The organism is Archangium sp. (assembly GCF_057119385.1).
The window spans coordinates 16,117-29,219 of the sequence record NZ_DBNGVP010000165.1; the positions used below are offsets into that span (position 1 = coordinate 16,117).

Below are 13,103 nucleotides of genomic sequence, written 5' to 3' on the forward strand. Positions count from 1 at the left end.
CAATCACCCCCCATTTCCCCTCTCCCCCCGGGAGAGGGACGGGGTGAGGGTATCCGGGCCCCGGGTTGCCCCCGTGAGCCCAACTCAGAACAAGTGGTTGAAGTCCAGGTAGAACCCCGAAGTGCCGTCACTCGGGCTGACGCCGTAGTCGAGCCGGAGGATGAAGTTGTCCTCCCAGGCGATGCGAAGCCCGCCGCCGCCCGCGTAGCGCGGCGTTCCCCCGTCGAGGAAGCGCAGATCGGCCCAGGCCTGTCCGGCGTCGAGGAACGTGACGAGGGTGAAGTCCAGGCGCTGATTCCCCGGAGCCACGGAGAGGAACTTCCAGCGCAGCTCCCCGTTGGCGAGCGCCTTCACCTGGCCCTGGAGGCGGTTCTTGAGGATGCCGCGGGCGGTGTACACGCCGCCGATGCCGCCCCAGCCCTCGCGCCACTCCACTCCGCTGAAGGCGGAGAGGAGGACGAAGGGAACGTCTCCGCCCATGACATCGACGAAGAGGCGCAGGGCGGCCACGAGCCGGTCGTCGAAGACGGGGTGGTAGAAGCGCAGGTTGGCGGTGGCGCCCCAGTACGAGAAGGCGCTGCCCGTCACCCCGGTGGCGCCGCGCAGCGCGAGCTCATGGAACATGCCGCGCACCGGTGCCGGCTCGTTGTCGCGGAGATCCAACAGCAAGCCGGCGGTCACCTCGGCGGTGCGGAAGGAGGCCGGCGCGTCCGAGTCCCCACTCAGCCCGGTGAGCAACCCCGCGCGGGCGTCCTCCACCAGCCGCGAGTCCCTCGCCTGTCCCAGGTCCTTCGCGGTGTAGCGCGTCTGCACCGTGGTGAGCCGGAAGCGATAACCGAGCGCCACCTGCCAGGGGCCACTCAGGGGCCGGCGCACGTTCAGCATCATGCTCGGCAGGGAGCGTTGCTCGAAGGTGTAGTAGCGCAGGCCGCGGAAGTCCGGGTTGCCCGGGCAGGCGTTCGGATCCGACTTCAACGCGTCCCGGTCCGCGCACGCGGCGAAGGCGGGCTCATACCCCGCCGAGCTCCCCAGGCCGTAGTACGGCGAGAACCGGTCGTTGAGCAGGCTGATGTCCGTGGTCAGTCGCCAGGGCGACGACAGGAAACCCGGCGCATCCACGATGAGGCGGTGCATGCCCAGCCCATTCGTCGTCTGGAAGAACTGCGCGATGAAGGCGAGGCGGTAGGGCCGCTGGGTGCCGTCGCCCGAGTCCACCACCATCAACCGCGCGCCATAACCAACCCCCTCGTCGCTGTTGAAGTTGACGAGCGGCAGGCCCTGCACGCCCCAGCCCGTCCGGGGCGCGGGGGAGGGCGCGGGTACGGGAACGGGCTCGGGGCCGGGGGCCGCGAGGGCTTCCTGGGGGGCCTCCTCCGCCCACGCGGGGGTGGCGGCCAGGGCGGTGGAGAGCACCACGGCCCACGTCTTCCGAATCGGATGCATGGAAGGCTCCAGGTACGTCAGGGCCGCAGCAACCAGGCCACGGCGAGTCCGAGATAGGTGCCCACGGCGTAGCCCATGATGCCGGTGGTGAGACCGGAGACCATGAGCTCGCGGTTGCGCAGCGCGCGCGCCACCGGGCCGATGAAGGGGGGGCCGAAGATGGTGGCGGTGGAGGTGATGAGGGCGGTGTCCGCGTCGATGCGGAAGAGGGCGGCGAGGGCGAAGTGCAGCCCCACGGCGAGCACCACCACGGCGGCGCAGAAGACGAAGACGAAGAGGCCCGTGTCGCGCATGCGGCTGGCGTCCGCGAGCGTGCCGACGGCCACGCAGAAGACGAGCAGCGCGTAGTCCCCCATGGCATAGCTGCCGGGCAGCTCGCGCACGGCGGGGACGAAGGACGCGGCCAGGCTCAGCGAGGTGATGAGCAGCAGCACCACCGGAGCCTCCATGCCGCCGAACGCCAGGAGCGTTCCGCCCACGGACATGCCCACGATGAGCGCGGCGAGGAGGAAGGCCAGGGCCATGCCGCGCGCCTGGCTCCAGGTGAAGCGCCCGGCCCCTTCCGCCTCCTGCGGGTCGCCGTCATCCCAGCCGGTGGCATTCGGGAAGCGCGGCAGGAAGAGCAGGGCGAGCCGCTGGGCCACCGTCACCAGGAAGAGGAGGTAGGCGGCGCCGACGACGATGTCCGCGGTGTTGAGGAGGATGAGGGTCTCATCGCTGACGCGGAGTGCCAGGCCGATGGCGTTCATGTTGGCGGTGCCACCGGTGTAGACGCCCACCAGCATGCCGGACATCTTCCACCACTCGTCCGAGCGGTCCGACAAGGCGAAGCCCACGACGGCGGCGCTCACCATGGCGGACAGGCACGCGAGGCAGAAGGACACCAGCGTGGGCCGCGCGAGCCGCATCCACCGGGGCACGTTCGTGGTGAAGAGGAGCAGGGGGATGGCCAGCGGGACGGCGGCCTCGCTGACGGAGAGACTCAGCCGCTCCTGCAGCCCCAACTCCGGGAGGTTGCCGAGGAGGATGCCGAAGGCGTAGCAGACGACCACGGGGCCCACCCAGGCCACGGGCTTGATGTGTCGCGCGGCGAGCAGGGAGAGCCCGGGGAAGCCCACGAGCGCGAGCACCTGGAAGAGCCCCACGGTGGTCATGGGCTCACTCCTGCTCGGGGACGTCGTACAGCCCGTCCATGAATTGGAGGATGAAGCCCTCGGCGTCCTTGGGGTCGGGGAGGGTGCCGAGCATGCCGTACATGGCCGCGCTGCCATCCGGGGCGGGCTCGCCGGAGGCGAGGCTGGCGGCGCACGTGCGCAGGTCATCGAGGAAGGGCTGCACCACGGTGGCATGGGCCGGCGTCACCATCAGGTGCAGCGCGGGAGGCATCATCTGCCGATCCAGCTTCCAGCCGCGCGCCTCCATGGCATCGCCCAGCGCGTAGATGTCCAGGGTGTCCGAGGAGAAGGCGAAGATGCTGAGCGAAGGCCTGCCCAGCAGCTCGAGCCCGGGGATGGCGGTGATACCCTCGCGCAGCGCCTTCGAGGTGTCGAGCACCGTGCGGGCCAGCCGCAGGTAACCCTCCTCGCCGAGGTACTTGAGGATGGCCCAGGCCGCGGCGATGGCCCCACCGGGACGGGTGCCGGCCATGGAGGGCGAGGCGTAGATGCCGCCGCTCCAACCGGCGTAGGTGAAGAACTGGTGCCGGCGCAGCTCGGGGGTGCGGTAGAGGACGAGGGAGGCGCCCTTGGCCGCGTAGCCGTACTTGTGCAGATCCGCCGACAGGCTGGTGACGCCGGGCACGGCGAAGTCGAAGTCGGGGATGTCGTGGCCGAGCCGCCTCGCGAAGGGCAGCAGGAAGCCGCCGAGGCAGGCATCCACGTGGAAGAGGACTCCCTTCTCCCGGGCCATGGCGGCGAGCTCGGAGATGGGATCCATCACCCCGTGCGGATAGGACGGCGCCGAGCCGACGACGAGCACGGTGCGCGGGCCCACGGCGGCGCGCATGGCGGCCACGTCCGCGCGGAAGTCGGGCCCGACGGGGACGTTGATGGGCTTCACCCCGAAGTAGTGGGCGGCCTTCTGGAAGGCGGGGTGGACGGAGGCGGGCAGCACCATCTCCGGCTCGGTGATGCCGCGCTCGGAGCGGGCGAAGTCCCGGGCCGTCTTGATGGCCATGAGGATGGACTCGGTGCCTCCGGACGTCATCGTTCCGGCGGCGGTGGGGCCGTGGAAGAGCTCCGCCGCGATGGCGAGCACCTCGGCCTCGAAGCGCCTCAGGCTGGGGAAGGCCAGGGGGCTGAGGCCGTTCTCCGACATGAACTCGGTGTAGGCCTCGGCGGCCACGCGGCGGATGTCCTCGCCCGCGTTGTAGACGAGGCTCCACGTCTTCCCCTCCTGCCAGCGTGCGTCCTCGGTGCGCATCTCGCGCATCCGGGCGAGCACGTCGTGATGGGACAGACCCTGGGAATCCAGGCGGGGACTCTTCGACATCGCATCTCCGGGAGTGTGGGGGGGGAGAAAGGCTGCTCCCGGTACTATAGGCAAACGCCGGGGGGATTGCTCCCGGCCTCCCCGTCACCGCTTCCCGGTATCGCCCTCGCCCTTCTTGTCGGCGGGGACGGTGCGCGCGGGCGTTTCGATCTCCGACTTGATGAGGCGGAAGTCGACGCGGCGGTTCTTGGCGCGGCCGAGCGCGGTGGCGTTGGTCGCGATGGGCTTGGACTCACCGAAGCCCTTGGCGCGCAGGCGGTGGGACTCGATGCCCTTGGAGATGAGGTAGTCCATCACGGACTGCGAGCGCCGCTGGGACAGGTTCAGGTTGAGGGTGTCGGAGCCAACGTTGTCGGTGTGACCCTCGATGAGCACGGGCCCCAGCTCGGGATTGCGGTCGAGCACCACGGCCACCTCGTCGAGCAGCTTGAGCGACTGTTTCTGGATGGTGGCCGAGCCTGTCTCGAAGAGGATGTTGCCCTTGATGCGGATGCGGTCCGATTCGATGACCACGAGCGGCGGATTGTCGATGGGGCAGCCATCGGCCTCGGGAGGGCCGGACTGGTCGGGGCACTTGTCCACGTTGTCGGGCACCTCGTCGCCATCGGTGTCCGGGCAGCCGTCATAGCTCTTGGGGCCGGCCATGTAGGGGCAGAGATCCTGGCCATCGGGCACGCCGTCGCCATCCGAGTCCCCGCAGCCCCCGTCGGCCTTGGAGCCGGCGGAGTTGGGGCACTGGTCCTCGCCATCCGTGATGCCATCGCCGTCGTTGTCCGGATCCGGGCAGCCGTCGTTGTCCCCGAAACCATCGAGGTCCTCGGCCTCCATGGGGCACCGGTCGCGCGAGTCGGGTACGCCGTCGCCATCCGAGTCGATGAAGACCTCGTCGTAGCGCAGGGCCAACATGACGCGCAGCTCCTCGCGGCCGTAGCCGCTGCCGAGCGTCACGCCGCGGCCCACGTTCAGCTCCACGCCCCAGTTGCCGTGGAAGTGGGCGCGCACGCCGCCGAGCACCTCCCAGGGCGTCTTGAGGGAGTCCGCCTGGCGGAAGTTGAAGGGCGCTGCGGCGGGCGTGGCCAGGTGCATCTCGGCGATGGCCTGCACGTCGGTGAGGCGGCCCACGTCGGGCAGGTCCACCACGGCGCCACCGCCGAACGTCACCTCGTTGCCCACGTAGAGGTTGAGGTACTGCGCATGCTGGGGACGCAGGCGCATGCCCAGGTTGCCCAGCACGCGCACCGGACCGAAGGCGCGCTCCACGGCGATGCGTGGCGCCACCAGCACGCTCCGCTCCCCGAGGAAGCTGCCGCCATCCCCGGTGGGGAGACGCACCTCGGCGGAGAGGGCGACGGCCACGGGGAACTCCTCTGGCAGCAGGAGGAAGGCGCGGGGCTGGAGCCGCACGTCGCCGAAACCGAAGCGGCTGACTCCGGCGGCCCCGGGGAAGTCCGGGGCATTGAGGCTGTCGCGCAGCAGCTGGAAGCCATCCCCCTGCGTGAGGGTGAAGGGCACGTCCGCGGCGAGCTCCAGCCGGCGGTGCAGCTGCCAGGCGAAGAGCGCGTGGGCATCCAGCCGGTAGGGGAGGAGGTCCCCCAGCTTCTCGTCGCCCAGCTTGAGGGCGAGGATGCCGCGGTTGTAGTCGAGGAGCAGGGCGCCCCGGAAACTGCCAGCGGGCTCGGCCTTGGCGCCCTCGAGGGCGATGCCGCTCCTCTGGGCAGGCGTGGCCTTCAGCGGCACGGCGTCGAAGCCGCGCGCGAAGGGATCATGGTCCGCCCGCGCCGTGACACCAGCCAACAGCAGGCACACCACTGCGAGTCGGGTTGCTGCGCTTCGCAAGGACCGCTCCCAGGGAGAGGCCCGGAAAGTCGGGCCCTTCAGTGGCTCGGCTCTTACCACCCACTCCCGGGGGGCGGAAGAAAACCCCCGCGAGAGTGTCTGCTCGCTACAGCTTCGCGCTACTTCTCCATGAAGGACTGCGCGGGCACCACCTGGATGGCCTCGGCCCGGATGGGCAGGGGCCAGGTGATGATGGCCTTGTCGTCCTCCAGCAGCGCGGGATGCTTGGTGGACGCGTAGGTGATGGGCGAGGGTGGCTGCTCCTCCAGGTTCCTCGCCAGCTCCTGGGCGTCCTGGGTGACGAAGGCGAAGTTGAGGGCCTCGGGACGCAGCCGCCGGCGCACGGCGGCGTGCACGGACTCGGGGGTCATCTTCGCGAGCGCGGCGCGGTACTCCTCCAGGAAGCCGGGCGTGCCGTAGAAGAGCGAGTCGATGGCGTAGCCGAGCCGGCGTTGATCCGTCTGCTCCCACAGGCGCGTGTAGCCCAGGAGGAAGCCGCGGCTGAGCTCGAACTTCTCCTGGGGAATGCCCTGCTTCACCAGCCGGTCGAGGAAGTAGACGGTGCCACGGGTGGCGAACATGCCGTTGGCGGGCACCACGGGGCGGATCCACAGGGTGAGGTCCTGCTGGGTGCGCGCGATGTTGGTGCGGTTGTAGGTGGTGCCGGGCTGCTCGATGAAGTGCTCGGCGTAGGCGTAGTCGCCGTAGTTGAGGCCGCGCTTCTCGCGCAGCTCGTTGAAGAGGACACCGGAGGACTGGCGGTGCTCGCCGAGGTACGAGAGGGCGAGGGCCACGGGGAAGAAGTCCGGATCCCCCCGGCGCAGGGGTGTGACGTAGCCCATGGAGACGGCGGTGGAGAGGGTGGGCTTCTGCACCACGAGCGCGCGGCCCGCGGTGGTGGGCACGGCGGGCAGCTCCACGCGCGGGGCGCCGGTGGCCGGGAGCGCGGACAGGCGCGAGACGACGGTCTTCTGGAGCGCCTCGTCCACGGGGCCCGCGAGGCCGATGACGAGCCGGTCCTGGGTGAAGACGCGCGCGGCGTGGGCCTTCACGTCCTCGAGGGTGAGGGACTCGAGCCCCTTCTCGGTGCCGCCCACGAAGTGCGCGTAGGGGTGGCCCTCATAGAGGAGCGCATCGAGCGCCACCTTGCCGAGCAGCTCGTCGTTCTCGCTGCGCAGCCCGTTGCGGACGTCGCTGAGGGCCCGCGCGCGCAGCCGCTCGAACTCCTGGGGCGAGAAGCGCGGCTGGAGCAGCACATCCGTGAAGATGTCGAGGAAGCGCGGCAGGTGGTCCTTGTGGACGCGGCCGGCGAAGACGGTGAACTCCTTGTCGGTGGAGGAGCTCAGCTCGGCGGCCATGGGGAAGAGCGCCTCGAGCAACTGGGCCGAGGTGAGGCTCTTCGTGCCGCCCTCGGACAGGAGGTCGGCGGTGAGCGAGGTGAGGCCCTCCTTGCCCTTCGGGTCATCCACCGAGCCCGAGTGGAAGACGAGCCGGAAGCTGACGATGGGGCTGGCCGGGTTGGCCTGGACGACGAGCCGCAGGGGCTCGGGACGCTTCAGGGGGACGGCGGGTACGGACGCGGGGGCCGCGGGAGCCGGGGGCTCGGCGGGAGCCTGCGCCTGCTGCTCGGCCTGGGGTGGGGGCGCCTCGGGAGCGGACGCGGTCTGGGACGTGGTGGCGCAACCGCCGAGGCACAGCACGGCGCAGAGGGCGAGGGAGCGGGACACGAGGGGACGCATCAGTTCTGGCCTCCGGCCTGCTTGGGGGTGAGGGTGAGCTGGGTGCGGTTGGCGGCGGTGAGGTACTTCTTGGCGAAGGTGACGAGGTCGCCCGGCTTCACCTCGGAGACCTTCTGGTAGTGGCGGGCGAGCGCGTCCGGCGTGCCGTAGACGCCGGCGAAATAGGACAGCTGGGTGGCCACGGCCTTGGCGGTCTCCATGTTCATGAGGAGCCCGTAGCGGGTGTTGCTCTTGATGGCCTCGACGCGGCCGGCGTCCACCTTGCCGGTGGCGAGCGCCCTCACGGCGGCGTTGAAGGCGTCGCGGACGGCGGCGCGGTTGCCTTCCTCCTGGAGGACGGCGACGAGGGTGAAGAGGTGCGGATCCCGGTGGATGGAGAAGTCGCTGCCGATCTCCTGGGCGAGCTGCTTGTCCAGCACGAGCTCCTTGTAGAGCGGGCTGGTGGGGCCGACGAGGTAGTCGGCGAGCACCGTCTGGAGGGCGGCGTCGGCGGTGTCGAGCCGGGCGGCGGGGGTGCGCCAGGCGAAGAGGTGGCGGGGCTGGGTGCTCTGGGGCCAGTCGATGTGGACGGAGCGCTCCTTCGTCTGGGGCGGCTCGGCGGGCACGGTGACGGTGGCGCTCTTGCGGTCCCACGGGCCGTAGTGCTCGCGCACGGCCCGCATGAGCGTGTCGTCGTCGAAGTCACCGACGACGACGAGGATGACGTTGTCCGGGGTGTACCAGCGCTCGAAGAAGGTGCGGCTGTACGGGTAGGCCTGGGGCATGGCCTTGATGTCGGCGTAGTGGCCGAGCGTGGTGTGCCCGTAGGTGTGCTTCGTGAAGAGGGTGCGGCCGAGCTCCTCCTCGATCTTCAGGTAGGGCTGGGCGGCGTTCTTGTGGTACTCGCCGAGCACGGCGAGCGCCTCGGTCTGGAAGGAGGGCTCGGAGTACTCGAGGTTGCGGAAGCGGTCGGCCTCGATCTCCACCAGCTTCTCCAGGCCGGCGGTGGGGCCGTACGAGTGGTAGAGGGTGAGGTCATCGGTGGTGAAGGCGTTGTCGTCGAAGCCGTAGGTGCTGATGACCTTGTCGCGCTCGCCCTCGGGGAAGTTCTTCGTGCCCTTGAACATCATGTGCTCGAAGAAGTGGGCGAAGCCCGTCTTGCCCGGCTCCACCTCGTTGCGCGAGCCCACGCGCACCACGGTCTGGTAGGCGATGAGACCGGGCGAGTTGAAGGGCACGCGGACGACCGTGAGCCCGTTGGGCAGGCGATCGACCTTCATGGGGTAGGGGAAGAAGGGGGAGGCGGCCTGCTCGGCGGCCGCGGCGGGGAGGGCCACTCCCAGCAGGAGGAGCAGGAGGGGGATGAAGCGCCGGTGCATGCGTGTCCTCATGTCGCTGAAGCACCCACGAGGTGGGGGGCCAGCAAACGGCGCAGCCTACCCGCTATTCCCACGAGCGGGCGGGCGGCGAGGGGAGGCCGTTGGAGGACGACAGCACGAGGCGTCAGAAGGATTGACCGGGCGCCGTCAGCGGTTATGGTGGGTGGAGCAAAGAGGAAGTGAGCGAAGTTGAAGTGCCCGAAGGGGGCGACCTGGTTTCGACGGGGGCATGGAAGTTCGAGACGCGTGCCGAGCTTGTTGGTTCGCTCGTAAAACCAACCGACAAAGACACAAAAGCCAACGACAACGTTGAGCTCGCGCTGGCTGCCTAACTAGCAGTTTCCTAGTGCGCGGTCCTCCTGCTCTCGGCCCGTGGGGCGGGGTAGGACCGTCATAATGCGGGCTGGCCGTCGAGGGTGCCTGGACTCTCGGCGGTGAGATCATCCAGGACCGGCTCACAGAATCCCGTCCGTGGGAGTCTGGGGGACGTAGCAAATCGCGGACTACGCACGTAGGGTCAAAGGACGGAAGGCTTTCGGACGCGGGTTCGATTCCCGCCGCCTCCACTGAAGTGAAAGAGCCCCGGCCGCCATCAGGCGAGCCGGGGCTTTCTTTTTCCGCCGAGGCTGCGAGGGATTTCTCCGAGCACGAGCGGCCCCAGGTTTTTGCTAGCCTCCTCACTTCCGAGGTTGAGCACGTGACCGAACTCCTACCGTTACACGCTGGTGTCGCAGGAGGGGCACCATGAAGCCCACGCTGGAGGACGTGGTGCGGCCGGACATGGTGGTGGGCGGTTACCGCATCGAGAAGAAGCTGGGAGCTGGCGGCTTCGGCAAGGTGTTCCTCGCGTGGCGAGATGGCAGCCCATGCGCCCTCAAGTTCATCCACCTGGAGAGCGTGGGTGAGTGGGGCTGGCGCGAGCTGTTCATCATGCTCCGCCACGAGTTCCCCAACGTGGTGCGGCTGCTGAGCCACTTCAAGTGGCCGGAGGAGAAGCCCGAGTACCTGGTGCTCGTCATGGAGTACGTGCCGGGAGTGACGCTCTACCGGTGGGCTCGGGACAACAACCCATGCGCCCGCGAGCTGGTGGAGAAGCTGCTGCCGCTCGCCCGGGCGTTGAAGGCGGTTCACGCCCAGGAGGTGAAGCACCGCGACTTGAAGGGCGACAACGTGCTGGTGCGCGAGGCGGACGGAGCGCCGGTGCTGGTGGACTTCGGCGCGGGCACCATGCCGGGCGCTCCTCGCGTCACCGGAGCCCTGGCCCCGGCCAACCTCCGCTACCGCAGCCCCGAGGCCGTGGCCTTCTTCCTGCGCGAGAACCGAAAACGGGGGGAGCGCTACGACTACTCGGTGAAGGACGAGCTGTACGCCCTGGGCGTCATCCTCTACGTGCTCGTCACGGACGTGTACCCCTTCAACGGCCCGGATGACGAGCTGATGGCGGAGATTCGCGCGGGCAAGCCCAAGCCCCCGCACGTGCGCAACTCTCGTGTGCCTCCGGCGCTGAGCAACCTGTGCCTGCGCCTGCTGGCCAAGACGGCTGCCCGCGTACCGGACGCCGAGGCCCTGTGCGAGGCGCTGGAGAAGTTGCTGGAAGAGGCGAAGGCGGACCCCCACCGCTGGGAGATGGCGCTGTGCTACGGCTGGACGGCGGACGGACGCACCACCGATGACGCGCCGGAGCTGGTGGGCCACGACAGCCAAGCGTGGCTGCGCAGGTGGATAAGGCAGAAGCCCAAGCGGGGCAGGCCGCCCGCGCCTCCCGCTGCTCCCGCCCATCCCGTCGAGCTCCCTGCCCTACCCGAGCCGCCCACCGCATCAACCGTCCCCACCCTTCGTACCCGGGTGAGACGCGCAGTTCCGCTCCTCGTGGCCGTGACCGTGGTGGGCCTCGTGCTGGGTGTGGTGAACGTCCTCGGCCAGCTCCGGCCGGCGCCTCCCGTCCCAACGCCGTCCCCTGCTCCAGGCCAGCCGGTGTTGACGTCTCCCGTACCTGCGGAATTCTCCTTCGACGGACCGATGCCATGGGCCACGCCCGTCCACGAAGTGGCGCCCCCGTGGAAGCCGCCCGAAGCTGACACAGGCGCAGCGCCCTCGAAGGCGGACACCCCTGCGCCCGTCACCACCGTGACGCTCAGCAAGGGAACCACCCGCATGAAGAAGAAGGCCCCCGGCTCACAGGTGGAGAACAAGGGAACCGGCTCCACCGGGGCCAACGTGCTGCTCGCCGTGGCCGCCGCCGCCAACATGGCCTGTCCCGGTGCCCAGGTCCGCAAGGCGCCCGCCCCCCAGGCGTGCCCGGCCGGTGCCGTCGAGACCATGACGCGCCAGCTCGGCATCCCCATCGGGAACAGGGCCGGGAGCGCCGTCTTCCCCGGGTGGGAGACGGGCAAGCCCGTCCCCGTGAAGGAAGGCGCCTTCTCGATTGAGCTGCAAGGCGACTGGGACGTGGATGGACGAACGGCATTGCCGAACGGCACCCGCCTCTCCGGCCAGCTCTGCATCGGGGAGAAGCGCGTCTACGGCCACATCACCCAGGCCGTGACGCCCACCGGGGACACGTTCACCGTCTGCATGGAACTGAGGGAAGCCGGTATCGAGCGTGGCCTGGAGAGCAGGTCCGATGGCGAGGCCATCAGGGTCAACCCCTTCGTGGACGTGAGGACGGTGAACCGCTTCCAGTAGCGCCATCCGAGTGCCTGGCGGGCAGGAGGCAGGGGGCAGCTCGCGCACGACCGGGGAGAATGGTGTGTTAGAGCCCACGCCTCCGGTCTCTTCGCTTTCTTCGTAGAGGTGCCCGCTCCGTGTTCGCCCTGTCCTCCACCGCCCTGCTCGGGCTGGCCCTACTCGCCTCACCCACCGACGCGACCGAGCAGGTGCCGCTCCCCACCTGCGAAGAGGGCACGCGCTACATCGAGCTGACGGCGGACGCCCCCAGCAAGCCGCCGGAGGTGTGCATCCGGCCGGAACTGACCCTCAACCTGCTCTTCGACGCGAAGCTGGCGCGCGTGGTGGTGGAGGGACGGGAGCGGTTCCGCCGGGTGAAGGTGGTGGACGACACCCTGATGCTCGTGGCCTCGGAGGCGCTGCACGACGGAGAGCACGTGCGGGTGACGGTCCACTTCGAGGACGGCGCGGCCCCTGCGAGCGCCACGTTCGTGCTGGTGGTTCACCCCTCCCAGGCGGAGCGGCAGGTGGAGGTGTCGCGCCACGAGCGCACCGTGGCCTCCCTCCGGCAGGGCGAGCAGCAGGCACGAGCCGAGGTCCAGCAGTGCCGGGAGGAGAAGGCGCGTCTCCAGGCCGAGTGCGGCGGTCAGGTGGGGCTGATGGGCCTCATCGAGAACGGGTGGCTCGACGAGAAGGACATCGTCGCCAAGGTGATTACCCTCAACGTCACCCGGCGTCCGGGAAACTCGCTCGTCGCGCAGAAGGTCATCAGCTACCGGGCCGTCGGACCGGAGGGGCGAGGACGAGTGGCCGTGAAGGTGAAGCTGTTCAATCCGGGAACAGTGGCGTGGACGCCCACGGGGGCGGCGCTGGTGGGCGCCAGGCAGGAGGCGCTGACGGGGCTGACGGTGTGGCCCCTGGAACCCATCCCGCCGGGGAAGTACGGGAGCATCACCGTGGAGATGAACGCGACGGAGCGCGAGGCCCGGGGCACCTTCATGCTCAAGCTGTGGGCGGATGAGGCCGGAGACGGGGGCGTGACTCTCGACGGCGTAACGTTCCCGTAGGCATACAGCTCCCCTTCATCGGGAGGTGGGCCTGCCCACCGGGGCCACCTCCTTCGCGTAGGCAATGGCGTTCAGGCTCTCCTTCCGGAGGAAGTGAGCCTTGCGGATGCGCAGGACCCTCCGCTCCGCGTCCTCCAGCATCTCCCATGCCTCCCGGGCCCGGCGGGGGTAGAGGTGGAGCGATTGCACGTAGAGGCAGGCGATGTGGACACGCAGCGCGAGGTTGGAGAAGCCGAGCCGTTGGACACGGCGAAGCCACTGGCCGAACTCCTCCCACGGCATGTCGAACGAGTACGCCTGAGAGATGAGATCCTCCGCGATGCTGCGCCGGGTCTGCTGACGTTCAACCTCGGTCTTTGCCTCGCTCAACCACCGTTTCTCCAGCTCCAGCAATGCACGCTTGATCTCCTCGTAGGGGGCGTCGGCCTTCAACAGCTTCACGAGGAGCTGGTCCTTTTCCTGCCCACGCGCCAGCCCGCGCTCTTTTCGTGTGCGTCGCATGG

General features: G+C 69.4%; 9 protein-coding genes and 1 other RNA gene. 3 read left to right on the forward strand and 7 right to left on the reverse strand.

What is annotated here, in order from left to right; all coding sequences use genetic code 11:
* Positions 1–84: 84 nt before the first annotated feature.
* The 6 genes from omp85 to AC16DP_RS40470 all read right to left on the reverse strand — a co-directional run bounded on the left by omp85 (position 85) and on the right by AC16DP_RS40470 (position 8,866).
* Positions 85–1,443 (reverse strand): Omp85 family outer membrane protein, encoded by a 1,359-nt coding sequence (gene omp85, locus AC16DP_RS40445; protein WP_329731225.1) that lies wholly within the window; start codon positions 1,441–1,443, stop codon positions 85–87.
* A gap of 17 nt (positions 1,444–1,460) precedes the next feature.
* Positions 1,461–2,597, reverse strand: a complete 1,137-nt coding sequence (locus AC16DP_RS40450) for a DUF819 family protein (RefSeq protein ID WP_329731224.1) — start codon at positions 2,595–2,597, stop codon at positions 1,461–1,463.
* A gap of 4 nt (positions 2,598–2,601) precedes the next feature.
* Positions 2,602–3,933 (reverse strand): pyridoxal phosphate-dependent decarboxylase family protein, encoded by a 1,332-nt coding sequence (locus AC16DP_RS40455; RefSeq protein ID WP_329731223.1) that lies wholly within the window; start codon positions 3,931–3,933, stop codon positions 2,602–2,604.
* Positions 3,934–4,017: 84 nt separating this feature from the next.
* The gene (locus AC16DP_RS40460; protein WP_329731222.1) at positions 4,018–5,727 is read right to left on the reverse strand and encodes an OmpA family protein; all 1,710 of its coding nucleotides are present in this window, start codon (positions 5,725–5,727) and stop codon (positions 4,018–4,020) included.
* A gap of 161 nt (positions 5,728–5,888) precedes the next feature.
* The gene (locus tag AC16DP_RS40465) at positions 5,889–7,508 is read right to left on the reverse strand and encodes a M16 family metallopeptidase (RefSeq protein ID WP_329731221.1); all 1,620 of its coding nucleotides are present in this window, start codon (positions 7,506–7,508) and stop codon (positions 5,889–5,891) included.
* On the reverse strand, positions 7,508–8,866 hold the full coding sequence (locus AC16DP_RS40470) for a M16 family metallopeptidase (protein ID WP_483956965.1): 1,359 nt from the start codon (positions 8,864–8,866) through the stop codon (positions 7,508–7,510). The genes AC16DP_RS40465 and AC16DP_RS40470 overlap by 1 nt, the downstream gene beginning before the upstream one ends.
* A 203-nt stretch (positions 8,867–9,069) precedes the next feature.
* Here AC16DP_RS40470 and ssrA point away from each other — a divergent pair.
* The 3 genes from ssrA (at position 9,070) to AC16DP_RS40485 (ending at position 12,600) form a co-directional block, all read left to right on the forward strand.
* Positions 9,070–9,435, forward strand: a transfer-messenger RNA (tmRNA) gene (gene ssrA, locus AC16DP_RS40475).
* 175 nt (positions 9,436–9,610) lie between these two features.
* Entirely contained in the window at positions 9,611–11,551 is a 1,941-nt protein-coding gene (locus AC16DP_RS40480; RefSeq protein ID WP_329731219.1) for a serine/threonine protein kinase, read from the forward strand.
* Between the two features lie 119 nt (positions 11,552–11,670).
* Positions 11,671–12,600 (forward strand): DUF2381 family protein, encoded by a 930-nt coding sequence (locus AC16DP_RS40485; protein ID WP_329731218.1) that lies wholly within the window; start codon positions 11,671–11,673, stop codon positions 12,598–12,600.
* Between the two features lie 15 nt (positions 12,601–12,615).
* On the opposite strand, the gene AC16DP_RS40490 is transcribed toward AC16DP_RS40485, so the two are convergent.
* Positions 12,616–13,101 (reverse strand): hypothetical protein, encoded by a 486-nt coding sequence (locus tag AC16DP_RS40490; RefSeq protein ID WP_329731217.1) that lies wholly within the window; start codon positions 13,099–13,101, stop codon positions 12,616–12,618.
* Between the last annotated feature and the right edge of the window lie 2 nt (positions 13,102–13,103).

What these genes read in the sequence shown, in the direction of transcription:
- omp85 (WP_329731225.1), bottom strand. Translation starts at nt 1,443, where the DNA reads ATGCATCCGATTCGGAAGACGTGGGCCGTGGTGCTCTCCACCGCCCTG.
- AC16DP_RS40450 (WP_329731224.1), bottom strand. Translation starts at nt 2,597, where the DNA reads ATGACCACCGTGGGGCTCTTCCAGGTGCTCGCGCTCGTGGGCTTCCCC.
- AC16DP_RS40455 (WP_329731223.1), bottom strand. Translation starts at nt 3,933, where the DNA reads ATGTCGAAGAGTCCCCGCCTGGATTCCCAGGGTCTGTCCCATCACGAC.
- AC16DP_RS40465 (WP_329731221.1), bottom strand. Translation starts at nt 7,508, where the DNA reads ATGCGTCCCCTCGTGTCCCGCTCCCTCGCCCTCTGCGCCGTGCTGTGC.
- AC16DP_RS40470 (WP_483956965.1), bottom strand. Translation starts at nt 8,866, where the DNA reads ATGCACCGGCGCTTCATCCCCCTCCTGCTCCTCCTGCTGGGAGTGGCC.
- AC16DP_RS40480 (WP_329731219.1), top strand. Translation starts at nt 9,611, where the DNA reads ATGAAGCCCACGCTGGAGGACGTGGTGCGGCCGGACATGGTGGTGGGC.
- AC16DP_RS40490 (WP_329731217.1), bottom strand. Translation starts at nt 13,101, where the DNA reads ATGCGACGCACACGAAAAGAGCGCGGGCTGGCGCGTGGGCAGGAAAAG.